Raw genomic sequence first — 25086 nt, forward strand, 5'->3', positions numbered from 1 at the left:
CAATATATTGACTATTATAATAATGATAGGATAAGAATTAATTTAAAAGGAAAGAGTCCGATAGAATATCGAACTCTTTATTATCAAAAGATTATTTAATTTTGTCTAAACTTTTGGGTGCACTCTATTTTTTTTGAGGTGCTTTTATTTTATTCAGATGGTTTATCTTCCCATTCATACTTTTGCTCTACAGAAAACCTCTGATTTGTAGTCACTCTGGCTTTATAGTTTTTGGGCAAAGCATCTGTAAGCTTAGCAAATATTTTATTCATGTGAGCTTCTTTTGCTGCAACATAATCCTTTAAACTAATTTTTTCTTTTTTTAAGAATTGAGGTTTAAAAGCAATATTTGATTTATCATTTAAGTCTACCGACTCAGCTTTCCATATGTCATAATCTTTATTATCTACTCTAATATCAAGAATTAATCCTGGAAGCCCATAAAATTTGAACGGCCCCGTAGAGTAGGGCAAATCTTTAGTAAAATAAGCAGTTACCTTTGAGCCTCTAAACATCGTTGTCGCTTTTTGACACTTGTAACCAGCTATTGTTTTGGTTTCTTTTTCTTCAATATTCCATTTTGGTTGTGGAACTTTGTCATAAATAAAAAATTCTCTACTATCTACATTAGAAGTGAAAAAGAAGTTTCTTTCCACTTCATTATTTTTATCTAAATCAGAAACAAAGTATTGTTTTGCTGGTTTTTTACCATTATCTAAATTCACACCCAAAGTCCAAGAGTCTGTTAATTTATTATTAATGATAATTGAATCTTGAATTGACAACACTTGATTATTTTTTATATACAGATCTTCATGTGTTGTTGTAAAAGAGGATAATACTCTTAGATATTTTACATGGACTTGTTGAGCGAAATAAAACCCACAAATTAAAATTGAGGATAATAAAAGTATCTTTTTCATAAATTATCTTTTTTAAAATCATAACCCTTTCAACATCTGCTGAAAGGGTTAGAAGCATTAAATCAACTTAATTAACTTAGCCAGAAACCAGCTGCCCATAAAGCGACTTTAACTCCTGTTTGGAAGTTTTGGCAACTCTGTAAATCGGGTTGATCTGATGTTATCGTTTCTTGTCCTACTATTTGGCCACCTGACCAATAAGTAACAACAACACCACACTCTTGATATGCAACAGTTTTTTGCACAGTTACAGTTTCAGCGCTTTCATCAATTTTGATCATTTTTCCAGTGTCATTGCCTTTAGCGTTAACAAGTCCAGCTACGCCGAAGGTAGCTAATAAAATTAATTTTTTCATAATAAATTGTTTTTTTTATGTTAAGTTGCTTTGTTGTAAGCGTTTACGCATATTTAAAAATAAAGATTGTAACTTTATTACGGAAATCCGTATTGTAATTAAGAAAGATTTTTTAAAGAGTATTTAAATAGTATTTAAATGGCATTGAAATAAAAAAAAAACATCCATCAGGATGCTTTTTTTATCATTGCATTACTCAAAAATTAAGACGTTTGAATTCGCGATTATAAATGTACAGAAAAATAAACTGTTTTAATAATCAACTTTATCGAAGATAAAATCCTTGCACCTTTATACCTAAAAAAATATCCTGCATCTTTTCGATTTCCAGTAAATACCATCAGTTTTTGAAAAAAAATCTATTCCAGGTACCACATTTTATTGCCTTTTGGTCAGGTATTTGAATAATTTAGTTTACACCAATCATTTAAAATATTATATTATGTCAACACAGAATCTCAGCCATCTCGAGGCGATTAAAAAAATCAAAGAACTTTCAGAAAGTGCAAAAATATGTATGTTCTGTACAGAATTGGAAACTGTTCCTGTTAATTCAAGGCCTATGACCCTTCAGGAAACAGATGACAGTGGAAATCTCTGGTTTATCAGCAGTGGAACCAGCAACAAGAATTTTGAAATCAAAGAAGACAGAAGAGTACAGTTGTTTTTTATGAATAACAGTGATTCCCAATATCTTTCAGTGTATGGAGAAGCTTCTGTTTATAAGGATAAGGCTACCATTGAAGAAAAATGGTCTCCTTTAGCGAAAGCCTGGTTCGATGGAAAAGACGATCCTAATGTTACCATTATCCGTGTAGAGCCTAAGGAAACCTATTATTGGGATACCAAAGCTGGAAAACTTGTCAGCTTGTTTAGCTTTGTCGCTTCTGCAATCACAGGAATTAAAACTAATAATTCTGACGGTGTAGAAGGAAATGCAACCATTTAGAAAATTCTGAACAGGTAATAAATTCTCTCAAAGATTTTACAGATAAATGTTATGAGGAAGAAAACAAAAAACGAGGCTGTTTCAGAAAGTCAAATAATTGGCTTTTGTCATTGACTACGTCGAATCTTCGATTTCTGACGAAGGAAGAATCTCATTAATAACTAAATACACGAGATTCTTCACTACACTTCATTTCGTTCAGAATGACACTTCTGAGACAGCCTCGTTTATACAACAAGATTAATATTCTATTTTTTCACATCTTCCATAGATGCTCCAAAATTGATATGAAGTACGTTTCCGTTGGGTGTTACTAAAGCAGGTACAGACTTTACGCCTTCCTTTTCGGCCTCTTCAATTTTGTTTCTGTCATTTCCTAAATGGACAATTTCAACATTTTCCAAACCTATAAGGTTGATAATATCATGTTCTGCACTGATACATACAGGACATCCTGCGTGATAAAAAATGGATTTTTTCATAAGATTGTATTAATTAACAAGGGTTTTAATAATATTTTTTAATTCTTCAGTTTCTTTTTCCTGAAGAGGTTTTAAAGGACTTCTCAAATTTCCGCCGTCTTCACCCAGAATTGTAAGCCCTGATTTTACAGCTCTTGGCAGTCCTTTATTCACAATAAATTTTAAAAGATCGAACTGTTGGTAGAAAATAGCTTTTGCTTTTTCCAGATTTCCTTCTTCAACGGCATTATAAAGGCTGATGGTAAGTTCGGGAATAAGATTCGGGGCCGCTGTACACCAACCTCTTGCTCCGGCAGAAAAGGCGGCCAAAGCCAAAGGATTAGAACCATTATAGAATGCCACTTCTTCTCCCAATTCTCTTCTCAAAAAGTGCATTCTCTGAATATCTCCTGTACTTTCTTTGATCATGGTTACATTAGGAATTTCCAGAAGTCTTTTCAACAAGGCTGGTGACATATCTACTCCACTTGTTGCCGGATTGTTATAGGCCATAATCGGAATTGAAATCTTCCGGGCTACCGCATCATAATGCGTTACAATCTCATCATCTGTAAGTTTCCAGTAACTCATCGGGATAATCATAACCGCATCAGCACCTGCTTTTTCTGCAAACTGAGCGTGACGAATGGTTTTCTCCGTTGTAAGATTGGAAACCCCTACAAGCGTTGGAATTCTTCCTTTTACCTGCTGTAAAGTAGCTTCCGTCACTTCTTCTTTTTCTTCATCAGATAAATAAGGCATTACCCCGGTACTTCCCAACGGAGCAATTCCATGGTTTCCGGAAATAACCAGTCTTTCAACCAAATGTTTGAAAAGAGGAATATTGACTTTTTCATTTTCATCAAAAGGTGTTATGGGATAGGCAATAATCCCTTTAAATGGAACATTTTTCATGTTTGCTGATTTAAAAATTTAAAATAATTCTAAACCATTAAGAGAACCTAAGCTGTTAAGAATATTGAGTTGAGAAAGCATCTTAATGGTTTACTATTTATTATTAAAGGTCTCTGCCCTCTTCTTCTCTCAAAGCAACTCCCAGATTCTGCAGCTGAGGAGCATTTTCGCAGGCAATATACTTGGCGGGTTCAGTATCGCTGAGATTCTGATGCTTATGCCACGCCCATGAAGGAATATATACGGCATCTCCTGCTTCCCAATGCACTCTTTCATCTTCTACTTCTGTCCAGCCTTTCCCTTCGATCACAAATAATACGGTTTCGTAGGTGTGACGGTGTCTGTTGGTCTGCTGTCCGGGAGTAAGTCCGCCAATCGTCATGCTAACATTCTTACTTGGTAGATCTACAAAGAAAACGGGATGTTTTCTTTCTGTTGAAAATTGGTTGTGTTCTCCTGCATTTTCAACATTTTTATGAATCAAATGGCTTGGCTTTACATACTTGGGTCTTGCAAAAGTTTCGTGGAAATCTTTAGAACTGAATTGTTTCTTATCCATGATTTTAAAATTATTATGGTTTTGTGCTTTATTGCATGACAAAATTATTTTATATTTGGACCATTCAAATGATTCAGTTTTTACATAAATAGATAGTCCAGATGTTACGCCCTTGGAAATTAGAATTGGAAATTGATAAAAAGCTTGATAAAGCCGTTTATCTACAGATTGCAGATACCATTATCAATGATATCCGCTCAGGAAGATTGAAAGCCGGAAATGCACTTCCCGGAAGCCGGAATCTTGCACAAACCCTGAAAATCAACAGAAATACCGTAGTAGAAGCTTATCAGGTGCTGATCAATGAGGAATGGGTCATTTCAAGAGAAAGGAAAGGCATTTTTGTATCAGAAAGACTGCCTCTTTTGCATGAAAGAAATGCTGAAATACCCCATCACTCTCACCATCACTCGGGAAAAAACGGTACTATTTTAATTAATTTTGATGATGGTCATCCCGACAGCAAAATTGCCCCTGTAACGGAACTGGCAAGGGCATACAGGCAGATTTTCAGCATTAAGGCGAAATGGCAGATGATGGGCTATGGAGATGAACATGGTGACAGGGAGTTTCGCAAAATGATTTCTCAAATGCTCAACCATCAGCGCGGAATGCATATTCAAGAAGATGAGATTTCTATTACAAGAGGCAGCCAGATGGGCATGTTTCTGACCGCTCAGACTCTTTTTACTTCCGGTGATGCTGTTATTGTAGAAGATCCGGGATATCAGCCTGCGTGGCAAGCTTTTGAGTATGCGGGAGCACAACTTTTACCTGCACCTGTAGACCATGAAGGAATCAGTATTAAAGCTATTGAAAAGCTTTTAACAAGGCATCAGAATATAAAAGCAATATACATTACCCCTCACAGACAATATCCTACTACTGTTACCCTGAGTTTATCCAGAAGATTAAAATTAATAGAATTGTCAAACCAATACAATATCACGATCATTGAAGATGATTATGATAATGAGTTTCATTTCGGTTATCGTCCTATTTTGCCGATTTCAAGCTTTCCGGAGCTTCAGAATTATGTTTATATCGGAACTTTGAGTAAGGTGGTTGCACCTGCTTTGAGAATTGGCTATCTCGCCACTGCCAATCAGGAATTATTGAAAAAAATAGGAAATCTGAGAAAGATTATTGATGTACACGGAGATGTCATTATGGAACAGGCCGTTCTTCAGCTGGTAAAAGAAGGCGCTGTAAAGAAACACATCAGAAAAGCAACCGTTCATTACAAAAATAAAAGAGATTTTGTTTTTGAGCTTTTGAAAAAATATATGACTGATATTGCAGATTTTACGCTGCCTGAAGGTGGACTTGCTTTTTGGATTGTGCCTAAAGTAAAATTAGATTGGGATGCCGTAACCGCTCAGTTATTGGAAAAAAATATAAAAATCATTCACCCGAAACAGTACAGTCAGCATCATGTAAATGGATTCAGATTGAGCTATGGTGCGCTTTCCGAAGAACAACTGGAGCAAAGTATTCCTGTTATTTCAGAAGTTTTTGCTCAGTTTTTTTAATATTTGAATAGCATAAAATGAAAAAATCTGTGGTCAAATAGTAACCACAGATTTTATTTTTTTGAAATCTATTCTACTTCAAAAACCGCCTGAATTTCAACAGAAGAATTCACCGGAATTGAAGAAGCTCCAAAAGTCGCTCTCGCATGTTTTCCTTTGTCTCCGAAAACTTCAACGGCCAGGTCTGAAGCAACATTCATCAAGTCTGCATGTTTTGTATAATCATCTTTTGTATTGAAAATTCCTGTAAGCTGCACACATTGTTTTACTCTGCTCAAATCTCCTCCTACCGCTTCATTCAATACAGAAATAACGTTTAGCATGGTCACTTTTGTAGCGTCTTTTACCTGTTGTTCATTTACTTCAACACCCAGTTTTCCCGGATTGAAAATTTTCCCGTCTTTCAAAGCAACCTGATTAATAAATACCAGATTTCCGGAACGCACAAACGGCTGATAGTTTCCTGCCGGCTTAGGAACCTGAGGAAGCAGAATATTTTTCTGTTTCAGTATTTCATTGAAGTTCTGATGAATTTCAACGATAGGTGTACTTTTTTTCGGACGGGTGTCTTTCAGTGCCAATGCTATTTTTGCAAAGTTTTTTCCTTGAAGTTCAGCAATATTCCGTTCTCCTTTGGTAGGTCTTTCCACATCTTTTAAAGAAGCCATACTTGTTACTCCTAAAACGGTATTTCCCTGCGGAATAGCTTTGTTCAGCTCTTCTGTTCCACGAATTCCGTTAGGTACCAGTACCATCCCGTGTACGGCAAGGCTGTTCCAGAATGCCTGAAGAGCAAGCTCCTTTCCTGCCCCGCTTCCTGCTGACATAAAAACAGTAGCCGGAACTCCTTCTAAAGCATGACTGGTCCAAAGCTGAACGGTTTTGGATAAAAATTCACTCATTCCCGTACTTATATTTCCAAAATAAACCGGTGAGCCAAAAGCAATTCCATCATAGTTTGTCAGTTCATCTGCCGTTGCTACAGGCAGGTTTTTCAGATTGGGATGTTGGGAAGGTTTGACTAATTTGATATAAGGAACCGCATTATTTTCGCTTTCAATGCCTTTGGCGACCTCTTTGGCCAGTTCGTAAGTTCCGCCATTATCAGAATGGATAAGAACCAGTATTTTAGCTTTATTTTGTGCCATGATATGGGTGGTATTAGATAATAAAATTAAAATAAAAAAAAGACATAATTTTTTCATTCAGAATAAGATATAAGTTAATATTTTTTGTTGAGACTATTGATTTTTAATGTCTGTTATCTTGCTCATACAAAATTACCATTGTCGTTTTTATTAAATTTGCCAAAATATACATACAAAACGACAATATGAAATGTGGACTGATTGAAAAAACGGAAAGCCAGTTTGTAGATTCCATCGAAAAAGAAGCTTACGTATGGTGTGAAAAAAACTGGAAACATGACGATTATGAACACCAGCATAACCGTGCCCAGCTCACCTTTGTGGAAGAAGGATACCAATATTTCCATATTGACCGGAAAATCTATCTTGTCCCACAACATCATGTCATTTGGATTCCCTCACAAAAAGCCCACAAAATAACGTCTGAAGCACAAACGGTGAATCTAATGGTATTTCTGTTTAAAAATGTTTTTGATGATGAATTTTATCAGAATGTACAGGTGTTTGCCGTTCCTCCTGTTCTTAAGGAGATGCTTTTGTATGCGTCAAAGTGGAATCAATCATTGGATGAAAACGAAGAACAGGATATTTTCTTTAAAGCGATATTAAAGAGTCTCCCTAATTTCTGCAAAGAAAGCAGCGGACTGGAAATTCCTGTTCCTACGGATACCAGATTGATTCCTGTATGTAATGATATCAATGCTCATTTTAAATATAATCTGGATATAGATTCGTTAGCTGAAAAAGCGCAAATGTCTGTGAGAAGCCTTCAGAGAATTTTTAAAAATGAAACAGGAATTACGCTGCAAAAATATCTTCAGCTGACAAGGATTTTAAAAAGCATAGAGCTGATAGACACCAGACAATACACCTTGAGTGAAGTTGCTTATAAAGTGGGCTATCAAAGTCTCTCCGCATTTACATCATCCTACTTTGCCATTATGCAGGTAAAGCCAAAACTCAACAAAAATTAAGGGGTTTCATCATGAGGCATATCAACCGGTTTTGATTCCGGTGAGCCTTTTTCACGAAGCCAGACAGATAAAAGAACAAGGGAAGCTACAGCCAGAAATTCACTTTGCCAGTTCTGAAAAGATTCAAACCAAAACCTTGATTCTGAAATATACTGCATTGCTGTTATGGCAGGTTTGCTTTTCATCATCTGTTCATCATTAAAATCCTTAAGACTTCCATAGAAATGCAAAATAAAACTTGTCAGGAAAAGGATTGCAAACGCAAGTGATAGTGAATGTTTATAGATTTTCAGCCATATTCCTCCTTTTTTAACGGGCCATGGCGCTTTGGAATGTGCTATGGGTTCTCTGTCAACATCTTCTTTGTCTGTCAGAGATTTTGATTCGCTGGAGCCTTTTTGTCTGAGCGAGATGGTTAACAAAACATAAAGCATCATCTGAAGAAATTCACTTTCCCAATTTTCAAAAGTGGCCTGTATAAAATGACCACTGTGGATGTATTCGCCGATCTTTAAAGCAGAGCGGCCGTTTTCAATCAGTTCTTTATTTTCTGTTCTCCAACCCATAAAAAATTGCCCTGCAAGAAAAATAATCATCAGGGTAATGAGAACAATACTTAAGCTGTTGCGATAAAAGAAACTGGGGCGTGACATGGGTTTGGGTTTAAAGTTTATAGTTCAGGGTTAAAAGTTTATGGGTTGCGTTTTTGATATGGAAATATCTTCTGCAGGTTCTTTGTGGTAGGTCCGGTAAGAATTTTTCCGTTGACATTGAAACGGGATCCATGACATGGACAGTCCCAACTCAGCTCGGCACTGTTCCACCGGACTTCACAACCAGCATGCGGACAGGTACTTTTGAGCAGATGCAAAGTCCCGTCATTTTCTTTATAAAGCGCATAGGATTCTGATTCGTAACGGATCACTTTCGCCTCACCTTCTCCTACTTCTGAAAAGGAATCAATTTTTTCGGTTACAATCTTATCTTTTATAAAGTCAAATGCTACGGTTGCAGCTTCTTTTACAAAATCCGAGAATCCGGCAACAGGTTTGATTCTTGAAGGATTGAATAAGTCTCCGTATTTACTTTTTCCGGTAACAATCAAATCATGCAGAATCTGTGAAGAAAGGGTCCCGAATATCATTCCATTACCCCGGAAGCCTGTTGCTGTAAATATTCTTTCTTTAGTTCCCGGAAGCTTTCCTATATACGGCAGTCCATCCACAGGTTCATAGTATTGACTGGACCAGGTGTAGTATACTGTTTCCACCTCAAAATATTTTCTTACATAGTTTTCAAGCTTTGAAAAACATTCTCCGGTATCGTCTGCATGCCCTGTTTTGTGATCTTCACCACCGGCAATCAATAAATTTTCCCCATTGAGACTCTGAATTCTGTAATAATGATAAGGTTCACAGAGATCATAACCAAGTTCCCAGGGATATTTATCATTTTTCATTGTAAATGCCATGGCATAGCTTCTGTAAGGAGCATTGGTAAAGTGAAGAAGGTTGACACCGGGCGGAATATGGGTGGCATATACTACATTTTTTGCCTTTATCTCTCCTTTTGACGTTTTTAAAATCACATAATCTTCATGTTCATCATGACTTTCACATAGACAGTTTTCCTGAATAGAACCCCCAAGTTTTATAAAAGCGTCACAAAGTCCTTTGATATATTTTATAGGATGAAAATGCCCCTGTCCTGGAATAAGCACCGCTTCTTTGAATGGGATCGGAAAAGGAATTTCATTTACATAACTCATTTCATGGCCTACGTTGGCTGCTCCTTCTACAATATCTTTCAAACGATCCTCCTGTTTTTCATCCAAAGCAAAAAGATAGGCTGATTTCCGTGTAAAATCACAGCTGATCTTATACTGATGGATATTATTTTCAATAATTTTAATAGCATCAACTCCTGATTGTGCATATAATTTGGCATTATCCAATCCAAAATCACGGATGACCTGATTAAAGGTGGTATCAAAAAAATCATTTAAATGGGCTGTTGTACCTCCTGTAGTACCAAATCCTATATTGGAAGCTTCCAGGATAATACACCGCTGCCCGGATTCCTGAAGCTTCAACGCTGTTGAAACTCCTGTAATTCCGCCACCTACTATGGCAACATCAAATAGCGGGCTGAGATCAGCTTCTGCAGAAAATTTTCTGACCTCTTCCTGCCATATACTTTTTCTTGCACCGTCTCTGTACATAACCAGAATATTTTGTTGTTAAACTTATCTGATACTCAAGGTATCGCTTTCGGGCAGACCTGTTTTACCAGCATTGGCCTGGTTATTCTTTTGGTCTCTTTTTTTGTTTTCATCTTCATCAATATTACACCTGCAGGAAGTAAAAGCAAATAAACTTATCACTCCCAAAATAAATGCTGTAGTTTTCATATTCTAATATTTTGTTGGGTTTATAATTTTAACCGTTTACGATCAATCCTCCATTGGGATGAAGTACCTGTCCCGTAACCTGTGAGGCCTCAGTACCTGCCAGAAATAAAAAGCTAAACGCGATTTCTTCCGGTGTGGCATTTCTTTCCAGAGGAGGTTTGTCAGGATTCTCTTCTTTTTCGTCAAATGTTTCTTCAGTAAGCGGAGTTGCAACCGGGCCTGGAGCAACAGCATTGACACGGATTCCTTTGGTTTTTGCCTGTAATGCCAGCGAACGGGTAAAGGAAACAATAGCGCCTTTTGTTGCTGAATAATCTAGCAATTCAGGGTGTCCCTGATAAGCAGAAACGGAGGTTGTATTGATGACAGAGCTTCCTTCTTTCAAATAAGGAAAAACGACTTTCGTTAGTAAAATCATTCCAACAATATTAGAATCAAAGGTCTGCCTGATGTTTTTCTCTTCAAGATCTTCAATTCTATCGGCAGGAAACTGAACCCCTGCATTATTGACGAGAATATCAATTTTCCCGAATGCGGAAATGACTTCTTTCACCGTTTCTTCACAGAATTCATAATCATTGATATCACCTTTGAAAATAATGCATTTTTTATTCAGACTTTCAATTTCTGCTTTTGTTTTTCCGGCATCATTATCACTGGAATGGTAAATAATTGCAATATCTGCTCCTTCCAATGCAAAAAGAAGAGCTACTGCTTTGCCAATTCCACTGTCTGCTCCGGTAATCAAAACGGATTTGTTTTCTAATTTTCGCATCTCATCATTTTTTTATTTTTCTCCTGTAGATTTCTGAATTTCTTCCATTTATTTCAAGATTAAAAGCCTGTTGAGCTCACTTTTAAAACAGCCTAAAATAAATTCCGTATAATACAGCTGGGCATTCAGGGCCTGAGTTTTGGGATGTAATTCCAGTTTTTTAGTCAGAATGATCTCCCCTTTATAGGAAAATGAGAAATACGCAAAAATTTTATACCCGGAATTCCGGATGGGTGTGCAGTAGCCGGTGGTAGCAATAGACCAGTCCGATTCGTAGAGCTTTGCAACATTTAATGCCATGGTTTCTGCAATATTTTCTGAAACACAGTCACATTCTTCAGCTTCCTGTCTGTTGACTTTTAATAGTCTTACTTTCTCTGGTAAAGAATAAGTTGTCATGCCCCCCTTGTAAAACATTGAGGCATTGGGCATCTGTGAAAAGGCCAGCTGCAGACACCCTGAAGTGACACTTTCAGCAATTGAAATGGTCTCATCGGTAGTCATCAATGACTGGCTTATATATTCTAAGAGATTTTGTTGAAAATCCATAATATTAATATTTTGAATGAGGTTTAAAATGAATTGGGAAAAACGAAAAAGAGAGGTTTAAAAAGCTGCTGAATGAATGCAGCAGCTTAACATTAATATTTAAATTGGTGTGAAAGGTGCTATGATGATGTGTTTCTCTCTATTTCAAGATCCCAGACTCTGTGTTTGGCAATAGCATCAATAAATTTATCTGCCGGATTTCCATCTTCCCAAGTAATAATCCCCGGATCATCATGTTGCTTAGCTGATACATTGGAATTATGATAAAGTGCCTGTGTATCTGTACCGAAATAAATGGCCTTACAATGCTTATAAGCTTCATTGATAAAATGCAGGACATGATGCTTATTTTCCGAAATCATCAGTTCTTTTACAGATTCTGCACCAGAACAGATGAATAGTGCATCGAAACAGACACTGGCAGTATTGGTCAGAGAATATTTCGGGATAAGATCTGTACCATCATTGGTTTTTACAGGAGCAAGACTTGGCGCGATTAATTCAACTTTAGCTCCTTCTGCTTCAAGTTTTGTTTTAAGATCGCTGACAGCTCCACCATCAACACCGTTGGCCAGGATAAATCCTATTTTTCTGGTTTTAATGGTATTTTTAACGGTATGTCTCATGCTTAAGGCGTCAGAAATCTTTGTATTAGGTTCCCTTTCTTCGCTCTGAAGTTCTACGATATTACTATCTGCCGGCAGACTTTGGTTGGGCCATTCTAATTTTTTGACTTCTACCCCTAATTTTTCTGCAATTCTCCAGGCGAGAATCATGTCAATATACGCCAGCTGCCCTACCACCCTTTCTCTAATTTCAGGACGGGTCACTTTAGACAATTCAAAGATCAATGCATTCTGAAGGTGAGTTTTTTCAGGTGTCGACTGACTGTTGTAGAATAGCTTAGCCTGCGAATAATGATCTACAAAACTTTTACTTCTTTCTCTGATCTTTACCCCGGAAACTCTTTCCTGCTGGGAAGTAAATCCACCTTCAGACATCATCGCCTGAAAAGGACACCCACCGCCTATAGAATTGGGTTCATAGCTCGTTTTTCCTTTAACAATCTGCTGTCTCATATGCCCATCCCGTTGATTATTATGAACGGTATTGAGAGATCTGTTAATCGGGATTTCATGGAAATTGGGCGATCCCAGTCTTGACAGCTGAGTATCGGTATATGAAAATAATCTTCCCTGCAGCAGCGGATCATTCGTAAAATCTATTCCGGGAATGATATGTCCGGGATGAAAAGCTACTTGTTCAGTTTCTGCAAAGAAATTATCCGGATTTCTATTAAGGGTTAATGTTCCTACTATTTCTACAGGAACTTCTTCTTCAGGAACCAGTTTGGTAGGATCCAGAAGGTCAAAATCAAATTTGTGCTCGTCTTCTTCAGGAATTAATTGTACGCCAAAATCCCATTCAGGATAGTCGCCGTTTTCAATTGCTTCCCAAAGGTCTCTTTTGTGAAAATCAGAATCTACTCCGGAAATAATCTGAGCTTCGTTCCAGGCTACGGAATGCACTCCCAGTTTTGGTTTAAAATGGAATTTTACGAAATGTACTTTTCCTTCCTCATTAATGAATTTAAAAGAATGTACTCCAAAACCTTCCATCATTCTCAAACTTCTGGGAATAGCTCTGTCGCTCATCACCCACATAATCATATGCATACTTTCCGCCATGAGTGAGATAAAATCCCAAAAAGTATCATGAGCGGAAGCGGCTTGCGGAATTTCATTATCCGGTTCAGGTTTTACCGCATGTACCAGATCGGGAAACTTCATAGCATCCTGGATAAAAAAAACAGGTATATTGTTGGCTACGAGATCATAATTTCCTTCATCAGTATAAAATTTTACAGCAAAACCTCTTACATCTCTGGCCAGATCTGTACTTCCTTTACTTCCTGCTACAGTTGAGAACCGAACAAAAACGGGTGTTTCTTTTCCCGGTTCCGTTAAAAATTTTGCTTTGGTATAAGCTGCAAGGCTTTTGTTAAGTTTAAAAACTCCGTGTGCACCGGAACCTCTTGCATGTACTACTCTTTCAGGAATCCTTTCATGATCGAAATGAGTAATCTTTTCTCTAAGGATAAAATCTTCCAATAATGAAGGACCGCGCTCTCCGGCTTTTAAAGAATCCTGATTGTTATTGATCTTTAAGCCCTGATTGGTAGTCAGTTTTTCATTTTCATTGGAAGTGCTGTGTACATCCAGTTGTTCTGCTTTTTTGTTGTGTTCGTTGGTTTTCATATTCATAATCTTTTTGTGGTTGGTGTAAGGTTGAAAAGCAGTGAGATGAGATACTCTGAAGAATTAATCTGCTCTTTTCTCCAGAATTTCAAGAAGTCTGTTGATATATTCTTCCTCCTTCAGCACCTTATAGTAAGCCGTTTTGGCATACAAAGTGAAATCCGGAGATTCAAATCTTATTTCAGCATCCATATCAGTAGTTTCCGTACTGTTTTTAGTATGAAACTCCCGGATATGAAGGATATATTCTTCTATGTAAGCATCTATTACTCCTTTCAGAATCTCGCACTGAGCATTATTTTTAATCTTTTCCAATGATTTGATCAGAAAAGCAGTCACTCCGTAAGAATTGATAATAAGCGGAAATAAAGATTCATTCTCTATCGCGTTATTTTTATCATTCAACCCGGAATGTTGTAAAGTGTCGTTTTCAAATATCATGTTCAAAAAGGGTATTAGTTATGGGAAGCTTTTAAATATTGCTCAAAATAGTGGAGGTCGTTTTTATCCTTGATGGACAGATAAAACATGATCTGTTCCGGCTCTTTTAATCCAATACTGTTGAAACAGTCAAAATGAGCAATTAATGCCTGTATATTTTCAATATCAATATCTTTCAGGATAATGAATAAAAGAAAAATGTTTTCTTTGATCTCTTTGGCATAGATCGCTGCCCCGTCCTCAAAACACTCCCCTGCATGAGGTATTTTTATAAAATCTTTGTGTCTCAGCGTTTTTATTATTTTCTGACCGTCCATATATATTTTGATTTCATGGTTAAAATAAGCCATATAGAACAAGCTACATGGCTTATTATGTGTTTTTAATCTTCCTGTTCTGCATCAAAATTGATGGATGTTTCCGCAATATCTGTAAGATGCGAATCAGTGTTTTCTTCTTCCTGAAGTGTTCTCTCAAGGAGATCGGCGGCTTTATCATGTCCCATGGTAATTGCAAGCTGTGCAAGCCCTCCATACGTTGCAATTTCGTAATGTTCTACTTTTTGTGCAGCAATAATCAATGCAACATCTCTTGTTGCAGAGCCGTCTTCAGTAGATTTAATGACTTCTTCACCTTCTTCAATGATTCCTTTTATAGCCTTACATTCTTTTTTTTCGGGCTTTTCGTCAATAAGTTTGAAAACTTTTTCCAGACGTTTTACATGCTTTTGGGTTTGAAGATGATGATCTTCAAAGGCATCCTTCAATTCTTCGGTGGTAGCAGCTTCCTGCATTTTTTCCAACGCATCAAGAATGGCATTTTCAGCATAATAAATATCTTTCAGGGCACTTACAAAGAATTTGTGAAGCGGGGCATTTTTCATCTCATCCTTGTTGATAATCTTCTTGTCCGCAGTTCCTTTCTGGGTGACAGAAACTGCATTATTGGTTTCTAATATTTTATTTGGCATGGTGTAAAATGGTGTTTATTTTAAAAGGATTACCTCTTTATATAGGTCTAAAGAGGTAATCCAGGAAAAAGAATTATGAATTACGTCCGCCTGAAATATCTCGTTTCCTGAACTACGGTTTTTTGACTTTCTAGTGTTCATAACTGAATTTTTATATTAATATTTAGTGATGTGTGTTGCAGTCCGTGACTAGTATTAGACGGCAACAGTTGGGTGTCGGTAATTTCAAAATGATTATAAAAGCAAATGCTTTTGTGTGTGCCTTTTACTAAGGTCTTAAGTATGTATTGAAAAACTTATATATCAAATGTACGTCAGAATAGCTCACTTTTTTATGACCTGAGTCATGTTAAAGCAGATTAATACAAAATTTTTTGGTCTTGTAAAGTAATGCTGCCTTCTTTCTCCATTTTTTTTAAGGTTCTGATGACAGTTTCGACACGCAGACCCGTGAGATTGGCGATCTGCTGTCTTGTAAATGCTATATGAAAGCAGTGATGACAGTCTTCATCGTGGTAACTTTTAAGGTAATCCAATAATCCTATCAGTCTTTGCATAGGATTTTGAGAAGCCAGGCTCTGCACCATTTTAAGTTTGTAATAGATTTCCTGTGAAAGACAGGCATTCATTTCCAAAGAGAGATGAGGATGCTGACTGATCATTTCAAAGAAATTATTTTTAGGAAGTCTTATTATTCTGGAATCTTCAAGAGATACAGCATTGATAGGATAATTATGGCTGAGGAAAAGCATTGCTTCTCCAAAACTCTGTTTTTTGCCTAAAATATTATGAATAAACTCTTTTCCGTCTTCATTATAATTATTAAGTTTTACTCTTCCCTCATTGATCTGAAAATAATAAAGTGCATGATCTCCTTCCTTAAAAACCGGCTCCCGTTTTTTATAATCCCTTCCTTCCGCACCAAAAGAGTACAGAAGGTTTTCATCAATATTCATGCAGCTTATTGTTTTCATAAATTCATTAGGTTTTAACTAAAAAAATCACAAAATCATATACCTGAAATTGATTCTAATATAAGATTTTGCGATTTTCAATTCTTAGGATTTTATCCCTTTCCATATGTTTAATGGTCCTTATAGCGGTTTCCACACAAAGGCCTGTAAGACTTGCCATCTGCTGCCTCGTTAAAGGGATCAGAAAAGAATAAGGAGTTATATCCTTCTGAAAGCTCTTAAGATAATCCATCAGTCCTTTTAATCTCGTAGAAGGATTTTGAGATGAGAGATTCTGCATCATGACAAATTTATAATAAAGGCGTTCGGAAAGAAAATTGCTTACCTCCATGTATAATTCAGGAGATTGATTCAGTAAATTGAAAAATAAGGATTTATGAAGTCTTAGAACAATACATTCTGTAATGGCTTCAGCATTCATAGGATAGGGTTTGTCTATGAAAAGGATAGATTCTCCACAGCTTTCTCCTTCGGATAGGATATTTTGAATAAATTCTCTCCCTTCCTCATTATAATTGTTGAGTTTCACCTGCCCTTTAATAATCTGGTAGTAATAATTACAAGTATCCCCTTCGCAGAAAATAGTCTCTGAAGGGGTATAGTGTCTCGTTTCTGCTCCCGCTGAAATCAAAATATTTTCGTCGATAACCATAATAGTTGCTTTTGGCGTTGTTTTCTTCTTCTCTTCTTCTTAGTCTTAGTAAAAATATCATTGGGAACTGATAGGATATGCATGCAAAAAACGAACCTTAATAATCATTAAAAAAGTTAAATAATGTTAATTTTTTATTAATTATAACTCCTTTTATTCTTATCTGGCTACATTTAACAACAAATCCATTTTATATTCATTATTCCATAATGAAATGAAAAAAAATATATTGCAACATTTTGATTATGAAAGCGAAAAGCCTCATTTCTAGTTGAAATGAGGCTTCTATAGGCATTTATATGAATTTTAAATTTTACTTATTTCGCAAATTTTTTAGTTCCTGCAACACACAGGATAACTCCTATTGTCACTCCCAACATTCCCATACTCACCTGCTCATGAAGAAGCCAGGCAGCCAATGCCAATCCAAAGAAAGGCTGAAGCAGCTGCAATTGCCCCACTGTAGCAATACCACCCTGCGCCAATCCTTTATACCAGAATATAAAACCAATGAACATACTGAAAAGGGAAATATAAGCCATCCCAAACCATCCCTGAAAACTCACATTTTGAATATCATCAGGAAAATAAATAAAAAATAAAGGAATCATAATTGGTAATGCCAGCACCAATGCCCAGGAAATCACTTGCCAACCCCCAAGTGTTTTAGATAATTTGGCACCTTCAGCATAACCCATACCGCATAAAATAACAGCAAGCAGCATCAGAATATCCCCAATCGGAGAGGCAGATATTCCTTGTGAAACGGCATATCCAATCACTAAAAGACTTCCAACAATCGAAAAAAACCAAAATACAGGATGAGGTCTTTCGCCGCCACGCATTACTCCAAATACAGCAGTTGCCAAAGGAAGCATTCCCAGGAATACTATAGAATGGGCCGAAGTAAGGTATTGAAGAGCCAATGCCGACAAAAGAGGAAAACCTACCACACAACCAAGAGAAACCAACAACAAAGGAGTTAATTGTTCTTTAACAGGACGCTTTTCTTTACCCAGCCATAATACAATAAGAGCTAATATCCCCGCCACGGCTGCACGAACGATCGTTACAAAAGTAGGACTCATTTCCATTACAGCTAATTTGGTAGCAGGTAAACCACCACTAAATAATACAACTCCTATAAAGCCGTTGATCCATCCGCTTATATTTTCATCTTTTGATATCTGTTTTGTCATCATCTTATTAAAGCTTTTAATTGATGGTTCAAAATTAGAAAGGATAATTAGATAAACACAGTATCAGTTTTGTATATTTGCATGAGCACAGTTGAAAATATGAGCAAAGAATTTTTATATACAGAAATTGCAGACGGTATTGCAGGACAGATCAGGAATGGTATTTTAAAGGCCGGAGACAAACTTCCTTCGGTAAGAATGCTATGCCAGGAACATCAGGTAAGTATGAATACAGCCAAGCGTGTTTTCCTGGAACTGGAATCCCAGTCCTTGGTAGAATCTAAGCCGCAATCCGGTTATTTTGTAAGTCAGTTATTATCCGCAAAACTTCCATTGCCGGAAGTGAGCCGTCCGTCATTGATCGCCAATAATGATGAACCGGATGAATTGATCAGTAAGGTTTATGAAAATATGGGTAAAAAGGATCTTACTTTTTTTTCTATCGGAATTCCGTCCGGAGATCTACTACCTCAGGCAAAACTGAAAAAAGAAATCGTAAATGCCATCAGGGAATTAAAAGATGGCGGTACAGAATATGAGGAGCTTCAGGGAAATCTGAAGTTAAGAAGAATGATTGCCATACGTTCTTTGCAATGGGGAGGAAATCTGAGCGAAAATGACCTGATAACGACGAATGGCGGAATGAATGCTTTATCTTTCTGCTTAATGGCCTTAGGAAAACCAGGTGATACAATTGCTATTGAAAGCCCTTGTTACCCGGGAATTCTACAGCTGGCCAACGGATTGGGCTTAAAAGTTCTGGAACTTCCTACGCACCCTACTACCGGAATAGAAATTGAGGCTTTAAAAAAAGTAATACCCCAAATAGATATCTGCCTGCTTATTCCCAATTTCAATTCACCTTTGGGAAGCTGCATACCTGACGAAAATAAAAAAGAAATTGTAAAAATTCTTTCGGAAAATAATATTCCATTGATTGAGGATGATGTGTATGGAGATCTGTACTTCGGTTCTACCCGTCCGAAATGCTGCAAGTCTTTTGATAAAGACGGAAATGTATTGTATTGCAGCTCTATTTCAAAAACTTTGGCTCCGGGGTATCGTGTAGGCTGGATTGCTCCCGGAAAATATAAAGACAAAATCATGAAGCTTAAGCTCCTGCATTCCACTTCCTCTATTTCGATTGTCAATGAAGCTGTAGCTAACTTTCTGAAATCCGGTAAGTATGAAAAACATCTTCAGCAGCTGCGCCGGACTTTGCAAAATAATTATCAGAACTATGTTCAGACTATTGCAGAATCTTTCCCGGAAGGCACCAAAACCAGCCGTCCCCAGGGAGGATTGTCTTTATGGATAGAATTTGATAAGAAAATACGGACAACTGAGTTATACGATCTGGCCATCAAGCAAAACATAAGTATTGCTCCCGGAAGAATGTTTACCTTTCAGGAGCAGTTTGAAAACTGTATGAGACTCTGTATAGGACTTCCCTGGTCAGAAGATACGCAGACAAAGCTCAGACAGATTGGACAGCTTGCCAAAAAGATTTATTTGAAGTAAGGAAGATAGAGGCTGGAAGATAGAAGCTATTAGGGTTTTAAGAATAGATTATGTCAATTCTTATTAATAACGATGTTTAAATAATAACGATCAAGTTCTTTTTGTCTTCACCAGAACTTCAAGCTTCCCTCTCCCATCTTCCTGCCTTTTCTATTTGTTATCCGGAACGAAATTTTTTCTCGCCAGCTCTTTTCTTACACGGCTAAGACTTTCAGGAGTAATTCCAAGGTAAGAAGCAATCATCCATTGCGGCACTCTCAGAAGCAAATCCGGATACATTTTAATGAATTTCATATATCTTTCTTCTGCCGTCTCACCAAGCAAAGAGTTGATTCTGTTCTGAAGACTTCTGATATGTTTCTGAAGCAGGAAATCACTTCTTTCAATACTGTTCGGAAACTGTTCCACCAATTTATTAAAGAAATCAGGATGCAAAAACAGAATTTCTGAATCTTCAACCGCTTCTATATAATAAATGGATTTTTCATTGAAATAGAGACTGCTTCGGTCGGAAATCAGCCAGCTTTCAGGGGCAAACTGTATAATGTGTTCTTTCCCATTTTTATCAATGGAATACATCTTCAACAGCCCTTTTTCTACAAAGAATATATGCCTGCAAATTTCACCGTACTGAAGAAGAAACTGATTTTTAGGAATTTTCTTTACTTCATAGTGCAGGCTGCAAGTGTTCACATTTTGGAGGGGAACATTTAAAACTTTGGCTAAATAATCATTTATATTCTTCATGATACAATCTGGCTTAAAGAAATATCCTGGTGTGAAGCATTGTTCACAGGTTTTCCGTTCTCTATTACAATCAGCTGCGGACTTTCATGTCTTATTTCAAAATCTGAGGCTATTTTATTGGAAACAGGTCTGTAAGCCAATAGATCAAGGTAGTATACATTGACTGGCTGATCTGAATTTTCAACTTCTTTTTCAAAGTTCTTCAGTACAGTTCTGCTGATAAAACAGCTTGTTGAATGTTTAAATATAGCAATCTTATTCTGAAAAGAGTCTTCTATAGCTTTTGCAAGGTCTTCTTCAGACTCTATTTTTTTCCAGAATGTTTTTTGGTCAGGGGTTTCGTTTTTTCCACCGAATATTTTATCAAAAAAACTCATACATTAAATTGTTTTAGATGGTGATCAAGATGTTTGTATTCTAAAAATGTCCAGTCTTTTTCAGTCATGTTTCCAAATAATCTGTGATAATCCGGCAGGCTGTTTTTTTCACAGGCTTCCCGAAATTCCTCCAGCGTTTTCAGCAGATTGGCTTTTGATACATCAAAATCACACTCAAAATTAACGATTAGTTTTTGAAAAGTAGGCATGTTTCTGGGAATTCCATTATTGAAGACATACATTTCTGCTTTCGTGAGTATTCCTATTGCCTTATACAGGATATTAATATGGGGTAATTCCACTTTTATCAAAGCTACCTGAAGAACCAGGTCACAATGCTTTAGCATTTGACATACGTTCATTTTCCCCCATTTTACAGGGGAATTTTCAGACAACATGGAAATTCGGTCTACAATTTCCTTATAGTATATGGGATTATTAAGACGCTTCCTTACCAACCTTTTTCTATCTTCAGATTTTCAATATGAGCAAAATGATGATTACAGTGCCAGACGTATAAAGCAAGACTTTCTCTTAAATTATAATTTTTATTATGCTCCGGATGATGAAAGGTTCTTTCAAATTGTTTATTCGTAAGGCTTTTAAGGAGTACAACCCATCTTTGGTGTGTTCCTTTCAGCATTCTCATAGCTGGTTTTACAGGCATATGGAAACTGTCCTGAAGCTCAGCCCATTTGGCTTCATCATAAGGTTTTATGGTAGGATTATCTTCGGTAAGAGTCAGCTTAAAACGTATAAAACTATTCATATGACTGTCAGAAAGGTGGTTGATAACCTGCCTCACAGTCCAGCCTCCTTCTCTGTAAGGAGTATCCAATTGATCGTCCGTAAAATGTTCAATGAGATTTTTTAGCCTGCCGGGAAAGTCTTTGATCACTTTGATATAAGTATCCAATGTAGTATCGCAGATGTTTTCCGGAACTTCAAACGGGCCTATTGGAAACTTTTTATTCTCTAAATCACTCATTGCTCAAGGTTTTAATTTGTAATTATTGCCGATTTGTCCGGTTATTATAGGTAAGAACAATGTAATATCAGCTTGTGTAAATTTATCAAAAATTCAAGAAACTAAGGTGAATAAAGCATTAATTATAGAGATAATAATTTTTGTGGTACCAATTGTTCATAAAAAAGGCTTCACGGATCAACTGAAGCATTTTATAAATTATATTGAAAGATTAATAACCATGCAGATCAATACCTTCTGTTCTTTGTAAGGTTACTTTTTTCCCCATTTTCTTTTGAATCACTCTGAAATGCTGCAGTTCATCATCCGTCAGAATACTGATTGCTGTTCCTTTCTCATTAGCACGCCCCGTTCTTCCGATACGGTGAATATAATCTAAAGGAGAACGCGGCAGTTCATAATTGATCACACATGGTAATGACTCAATATGAATTCCACGCCCAATCAGGTCTGTTGCTACCAAAATCTGGGCTCCGTTTACTTTAAACTCTTCCAGGTTATTTCTGCGCGCACCCTGCGATTTCTGACTGTGAATAGCCACCGCTTTAATTTTATTCTTTTTAAGTTTTTCCACCAGATTATCTGCAGACCTTGTAGATGAAACAAAGATCAAAGCCTTTTCCACCTTTTTTTCTTTAATCAAATAGCGCAGGAAAGGACCTTTATTTTCAGGAGAAACATGATATGCAAGCTGCTCGATATTATCAATTTCAACTTCTTCTTTTTTAATTTCGATAATAGTGGGATTGATGGACAGGCGTTCTTTCATTTCAGAAACCTTATCATTCAAAGTTGCTGAAAATAAAGTCGTTTGTTTTACCACAGGCATCATTGCGAAAAGTTTATTCATTTCTTCTCCAAAGCCCAGCTGAAACATTTTATCCGCTTCATCAATCACCAAATGCTGGATTCCGGAAATACTCAACGCATTATAATCAATTAAATCTAATAAACGTCCGGGAGTGGCAATAAGAACTTCTACCCCAAACATCCCTTTCATCTGCGGATTGATAGAAATACCTCCATAAACCGCCATTGTACGAACTTCACGCTTGAGATTTTCTGTAAAAGCTCTGAAAACTTCATCGATCTGAATGGCCAATTCACGGGTAGGAACCAATATTAAAACCTGAACATTACGGTCCTTTTTAACTTCAGAATTCTGTAATTTTTCTAAAATCGGCATTACGAAACAAGCCGTTTTTCCGGAACCTGTCTGTGCAATTCCCATCAGGTCTTTTCCCTGCAGAATAACAGGAACTGCCTGCTCCTGGATTGGAAATGGTTTCAAATACCCCAGTTTATTTACAGAACGAATAATATTGTGTGATAATCCTAACGATTCAAATGACATAAAAATACTTATTTATTGCAAAGATAAGCTATTGAGATTTAGTTTCAGATAAAAGGTCAGAAGCCTGAAGGTGGAAGAAGGAAGTAATGATAGGCATAGAAACAATGATACTCTCTTTCATCATTTTAAAAGAACTGTTATATAAAGGCAGTTATTTTTCTTGCCGATTTGTCCGATAATTAGGGTTTGGACAAATTTTTGAAGATTAGTTTTGTAAATTTATCAAAAATTCGAGAAATCAAAATATGAAAAAAGCGTTAATAATAGTCGATGTACAGAATGATTTTTGTGAAGGCGGAGCACTGGCAGTCCCTGGATCCAACGAAATTATCCCGTATATCAATCTTCTGATGGAGGAAAATGCATATGATCAGGTGGTTCTTACACAGGACTGGCATCCTGCAGGCCACAAAAGTTTTGCAAGCAGCAATGGCAGACAGGTTGGAGAAAGTATTATTTTAAATGGTGTTCCACAGTTTATGTGGCCGGATCACTGTGTTCAGGGAACTTTCGGGGCAGAATTCCACAAAGATCTGAACAGAGACAAAGTAACTCACATTGTACAAAAAGGTAAAAATATTGAGATAGACAGCTATAGCGGTTTCCAGGATAATAACCATTTTATGAAAACCGGACTGGATGATTTCTTAAAATATCATGATATCCAATTGGTAGAAATCGTTGGATTGGCATTAGACTATTGCGTTAAATTCACTGCTCAGGATGCTGTAGCTAACGGATATGTAACATGCCTTCATTTCAATGGAACACGTGCAGTAAACGTAAAACCAGACAACGCCAGAGATGCCATCTACGAGATGATTGAAAAAGGAGTGACAGTTTTGGGATAGTTCTTTTTTAATGATGAATTACAAATGATGAGTTATGAATTCTGGAATTCACAACTTAATACAAAAAAAGCGCAGAAAATAATTCTGCGCTTTTTTATTTTTTACACTTAAATGTACTTTTCAAAATAATGGAATAAGTTACAATCCTGAATCTATAATTCATCATTTATAACTTATAATTCATCATTATATTAAAGCATTTTAAGGTTGTTTACTTCCAGTTCTGTAAGGATTCTCCAGTGCCCTCTCTTGATATTCTTCTTCGTTAATCCTGCAAACATTACTCTGTCTAAAGCTTCCACTTCGTACCCTAATCTTTGGAATATTCTTCTGATAACACGGTTCCATCCAATATGAATCTCGATTCCGATCTCATTTTTAGGTTTTCCTTCAATGTACGAAATCTGGTCAACAACGGCTACACCTTCATCTAAACGGATTCCTTCTGCAATAAGACGTAGATCTTCACCCGAAAGCTTTTTATCTAACGTTACATGATAAATCTTTTTAGCATCAAAAGATGGATGCGTTAATTTTTTAGTCATGTGTCCATCATTGGTCAATAGAATAACCCCCGTTGTAGAACGGTCTAATCTTCCAACCGGGAAAACTCTGTAAGGAGAAGCATTAGCTACAAGATCCATTACTGTTTTTCTCGCTTTGTCATCTTTCGTCGTAGAAATGTAACCTTTTGGCTTATTCAAAAGTACATAAACCGGTTTTTCAGGAGTAATATTTTGTCCGTCAAAAACTACTCTGTCAGTTTTCTGTACCTGATAGCCCATTTCGTTGACTACTTTTCCGTTTACTTCTACCAATCCCTGAGTAATAAGATCATCCGCTTCTCTTCTGCTGCAGATCCCTGAATTGGCAATATACTTATTGAGACGGATAGTGTCTTTATGAACATCTTTGTCAATTTTGTTTAACCTTCTTTTTTGTACAAAAGATTTTGCTCTGTCATCTCTTTCATCTCCATTAGAGGGCCTTCTGCCATATTTCAGACTACCTCTTTCATATTTATCTCTTGTATCAAAGCTTTTTCCTCCTCTTTTGGGTTTTCCGAAAGATTTTTTCTCAAAACTCTCACTTTTATTCGTGATGTATGGTTTTCTTTCAGATTTTGAACCCATATCTTCGTTGGAACCTTCAGAGCTGTCAGTATTTCTCTTGAATGGTTTTTTATCGAATTTTGAGTTAGAC

General features: G+C 36.7%; 30 protein-coding genes. 6 read left to right on the forward strand and 24 right to left on the reverse strand.

Annotated features, from left to right (window positions below; translation table 11 throughout):
* Positions 1 to 6: 6 nt before the first annotated feature.
* On the forward strand, positions 7 to 99 hold the full coding sequence (locus tag LC457_RS23475; RefSeq protein ID WP_223599152.1) for an IS3 family transposase: 93 nt from the start codon (positions 7 to 9) through the stop codon (positions 97 to 99).
* 50 nt (positions 100 to 149) lie between these two features.
* On the opposite strand, the gene LC457_RS03410 is transcribed toward LC457_RS23475, so the two are convergent.
* Together LC457_RS03410 and LC457_RS03415 are read right to left on the reverse strand one after the other, a co-directional pair.
* Positions 150 to 923: a GLPGLI family protein gene (locus LC457_RS03410; RefSeq protein ID WP_223598607.1), complete on the reverse strand. Its 774-nt coding sequence runs from the start codon at positions 921 to 923 to the stop codon at positions 150 to 152.
* A gap of 71 nt (positions 924 to 994) precedes the next feature.
* Positions 995 to 1279: a hypothetical protein gene (locus LC457_RS03415; RefSeq protein ID WP_223598608.1), complete on the reverse strand. Its 285-nt coding sequence runs from the start codon at positions 1277 to 1279 to the stop codon at positions 995 to 997.
* Between the two features lie 442 nt (positions 1280 to 1721).
* Here LC457_RS03415 and LC457_RS03420 point away from each other — a divergent pair, with 442 nt between their 5' ends.
* Complete coding sequence (locus LC457_RS03420; protein WP_223598609.1) at positions 1722 to 2228, forward strand: pyridoxamine 5'-phosphate oxidase family protein; 507 nt, start codon at positions 1722 to 1724, stop codon at positions 2226 to 2228.
* Positions 2229 to 2476: 248 nt separating this feature from the next.
* On the opposite strand, the gene LC457_RS03425 is transcribed toward LC457_RS03420, so the two are convergent.
* From LC457_RS03425 to LC457_RS03435, 3 genes are all read right to left on the reverse strand, one after another.
* Entirely contained in the window at positions 2477 to 2710 is a 234-nt protein-coding gene (locus tag LC457_RS03425; protein ID WP_223598610.1) for a thioredoxin family protein, read from the reverse strand.
* 9 nt (positions 2711 to 2719) lie between these two features.
* Positions 2720 to 3604 carry a dihydrodipicolinate synthase family protein gene (locus tag LC457_RS03430; protein WP_223598611.1) on the reverse strand — a complete coding sequence of 295 codons (885 nt, stop codon included), beginning with the start codon at positions 3602 to 3604 and terminating at the stop codon, positions 2720 to 2722.
* Between the two features lie 103 nt (positions 3605 to 3707).
* Complete coding sequence (locus tag LC457_RS03435) at positions 3708 to 4163, reverse strand: cupin domain-containing protein (RefSeq protein ID WP_034698222.1); 456 nt, start codon at positions 4161 to 4163, stop codon at positions 3708 to 3710.
* 101 nt (positions 4164 to 4264) lie between these two features.
* Between LC457_RS03435 and LC457_RS03440 the strand changes: the two genes are divergently transcribed.
* Positions 4265 to 5695 (forward strand): PLP-dependent aminotransferase family protein, encoded by a 1431-nt coding sequence (locus tag LC457_RS03440; RefSeq protein WP_223598612.1) that lies wholly within the window; start codon positions 4265 to 4267, stop codon positions 5693 to 5695.
* A 68-nt stretch (positions 5696 to 5763) separates the two neighbouring features.
* Here LC457_RS03440 and LC457_RS03445 read toward each other — a convergent pair whose 3' ends face one another.
* Positions 5764 to 6900, reverse strand: coding sequence for an Atu1372/SO_1960 family protein (locus tag LC457_RS03445; RefSeq protein ID WP_223598613.1), 1137 nt, complete (start codon positions 6898 to 6900; stop codon positions 5764 to 5766).
* A 128-nt stretch (positions 6901 to 7028) separates the two neighbouring features.
* On the opposite strand from LC457_RS03445, the gene LC457_RS03450 reads away from it, so the two are divergent.
* On the forward strand, positions 7029 to 7817 hold the full coding sequence (locus tag LC457_RS03450; protein ID WP_223598614.1) for an AraC family transcriptional regulator: 789 nt from the start codon (positions 7029 to 7031) through the stop codon (positions 7815 to 7817).
* On the opposite strand, the gene LC457_RS03455 is transcribed toward LC457_RS03450, so the two are convergent.
* The 12 genes from LC457_RS03455 to LC457_RS03510 form a co-directional block, all read right to left on the reverse strand.
* Positions 7814 to 8470 carry a DUF6766 family protein gene (locus LC457_RS03455; protein WP_223598615.1) on the reverse strand — a complete coding sequence of 219 codons (657 nt, stop codon included), beginning with the start codon at positions 8468 to 8470 and terminating at the stop codon, positions 7814 to 7816. The genes LC457_RS03450 and LC457_RS03455 overlap by 4 nt on opposite strands.
* Before the next feature lie 38 nt (positions 8471 to 8508).
* Entirely contained in the window at positions 8509 to 10038 is a 1530-nt protein-coding gene (locus LC457_RS03460; RefSeq protein WP_223598616.1) for an FAD-dependent oxidoreductase, read from the reverse strand.
* Between the two features lie 24 nt (positions 10039 to 10062).
* Positions 10063 to 10227 (reverse strand): hypothetical protein, encoded by a 165-nt coding sequence (locus tag LC457_RS03465; protein WP_223598617.1) that lies wholly within the window; start codon positions 10225 to 10227, stop codon positions 10063 to 10065.
* A 28-nt stretch (positions 10228 to 10255) separates the two neighbouring features.
* Entirely contained in the window at positions 10256 to 11002 is a 747-nt protein-coding gene (locus LC457_RS03470; protein WP_223598618.1) for an SDR family oxidoreductase, read from the reverse strand.
* A 48-nt stretch (positions 11003 to 11050) separates the two neighbouring features.
* Positions 11051 to 11551 (reverse strand): CinA family protein, encoded by a 501-nt coding sequence (locus LC457_RS03475; protein WP_223598619.1) that lies wholly within the window; start codon positions 11549 to 11551, stop codon positions 11051 to 11053.
* Positions 11552 to 11670: 119 nt separating this feature from the next.
* Positions 11671 to 13815, reverse strand: coding sequence for a catalase (locus LC457_RS03480; RefSeq protein ID WP_223598620.1), 2145 nt, complete (start codon positions 13813 to 13815; stop codon positions 11671 to 11673).
* Positions 13816 to 13872: 57 nt separating this feature from the next.
* The gene (locus LC457_RS03485; RefSeq protein WP_223598621.1) at positions 13873 to 14250 is read right to left on the reverse strand and encodes a hypothetical protein; all 378 of its coding nucleotides are present in this window, start codon (positions 14248 to 14250) and stop codon (positions 13873 to 13875) included.
* Between the two features lie 14 nt (positions 14251 to 14264).
* Entirely contained in the window at positions 14265 to 14567 is a 303-nt protein-coding gene (locus tag LC457_RS03490; RefSeq protein ID WP_047422939.1) for a hypothetical protein, read from the reverse strand.
* A gap of 65 nt (positions 14568 to 14632) precedes the next feature.
* Complete coding sequence (locus tag LC457_RS03495; RefSeq protein ID WP_223598622.1) at positions 14633 to 15220, reverse strand: ferritin-like domain-containing protein; 588 nt, start codon at positions 15218 to 15220, stop codon at positions 14633 to 14635.
* Positions 15221 to 15579: 359 nt separating this feature from the next.
* Positions 15580 to 16194, reverse strand: a complete 615-nt coding sequence (locus tag LC457_RS03500) for a Crp/Fnr family transcriptional regulator (protein ID WP_223598623.1) — start codon at positions 16192 to 16194, stop codon at positions 15580 to 15582.
* A gap of 55 nt (positions 16195 to 16249) precedes the next feature.
* The gene (locus LC457_RS03505) at positions 16250 to 16846 is read right to left on the reverse strand and encodes a Crp/Fnr family transcriptional regulator (protein WP_223598624.1); all 597 of its coding nucleotides are present in this window, start codon (positions 16844 to 16846) and stop codon (positions 16250 to 16252) included.
* A gap of 317 nt (positions 16847 to 17163) precedes the next feature.
* A complete protein-coding gene (locus LC457_RS03510; RefSeq protein WP_223598625.1) occupies positions 17164 to 18048 on the reverse strand; it encodes a DMT family transporter in 885 nt (294 codons plus the stop codon).
* Positions 18049 to 18144: 96 nt separating this feature from the next.
* Here LC457_RS03510 and LC457_RS03515 point away from each other — a divergent pair, with 96 nt between their 5' ends.
* Entirely contained in the window at positions 18145 to 19566 is a 1422-nt protein-coding gene (locus LC457_RS03515) for a PLP-dependent aminotransferase family protein (RefSeq protein WP_223598626.1), read from the forward strand.
* A 150-nt stretch (positions 19567 to 19716) separates the two neighbouring features.
* Here LC457_RS03515 and LC457_RS03520 read toward each other — a convergent pair whose 3' ends face one another.
* The 5 genes from LC457_RS03520 to LC457_RS03540 form a co-directional block, all read right to left on the reverse strand.
* Positions 19717 to 20313 carry a Crp/Fnr family transcriptional regulator gene (locus tag LC457_RS03520; RefSeq protein WP_047374905.1) on the reverse strand — a complete coding sequence of 199 codons (597 nt, stop codon included), beginning with the start codon at positions 20311 to 20313 and terminating at the stop codon, positions 19717 to 19719.
* Entirely contained in the window at positions 20310 to 20690 is a 381-nt protein-coding gene (ytxJ, locus tag LC457_RS03525; RefSeq protein WP_223598627.1) for a bacillithiol system redox-active protein YtxJ, read from the reverse strand. Before ytxJ ends, LC457_RS03520 begins: the two co-directional genes overlap by 4 nt.
* Positions 20687 to 21148 (reverse strand): DUF1569 domain-containing protein, encoded by a 462-nt coding sequence (locus LC457_RS03530; protein ID WP_223598628.1) that lies wholly within the window; start codon positions 21146 to 21148, stop codon positions 20687 to 20689. The genes ytxJ and LC457_RS03530 overlap by 4 nt, the downstream gene beginning before the upstream one ends.
* Complete coding sequence (locus LC457_RS03535) at positions 21142 to 21678, reverse strand: YfiT family bacillithiol transferase (RefSeq protein WP_223598629.1); 537 nt, start codon at positions 21676 to 21678, stop codon at positions 21142 to 21144. The genes LC457_RS03530 and LC457_RS03535 overlap by 7 nt, the downstream gene beginning before the upstream one ends.
* 211 nt (positions 21679 to 21889) lie before the next feature.
* The gene (locus LC457_RS03540) at positions 21890 to 23032 is read right to left on the reverse strand and encodes a DEAD/DEAH box helicase (RefSeq protein ID WP_223598630.1); all 1143 of its coding nucleotides are present in this window, start codon (positions 23030 to 23032) and stop codon (positions 21890 to 21892) included.
* A 245-nt stretch (positions 23033 to 23277) separates the two neighbouring features.
* Here LC457_RS03540 and pncA point away from each other — a divergent pair, with 245 nt between their 5' ends.
* Positions 23278 to 23883 carry a bifunctional nicotinamidase/pyrazinamidase gene (gene pncA / locus LC457_RS03545; protein ID WP_047374914.1) on the forward strand — a complete coding sequence of 202 codons (606 nt, stop codon included), beginning with the start codon at positions 23278 to 23280 and terminating at the stop codon, positions 23881 to 23883.
* A 191-nt stretch (positions 23884 to 24074) separates the two neighbouring features.
* Here the strand turns inward: pncA and LC457_RS03550 are convergent, their stop codons facing one another.
* Positions 24075 to 25016: a pseudouridine synthase gene (locus LC457_RS03550; RefSeq protein ID WP_308116399.1), complete on the reverse strand. Its 942-nt coding sequence runs from the start codon at positions 25014 to 25016 to the stop codon at positions 24075 to 24077.
* Positions 25017 to 25086: the final 70 nt, after the last annotated feature.

Source organism: Chryseobacterium sp. GVT01B, assembly GCF_019970045.1.
Lineage (GTDB): Bacteria > Bacteroidota > Bacteroidia > Flavobacteriales > Weeksellaceae > Chryseobacterium.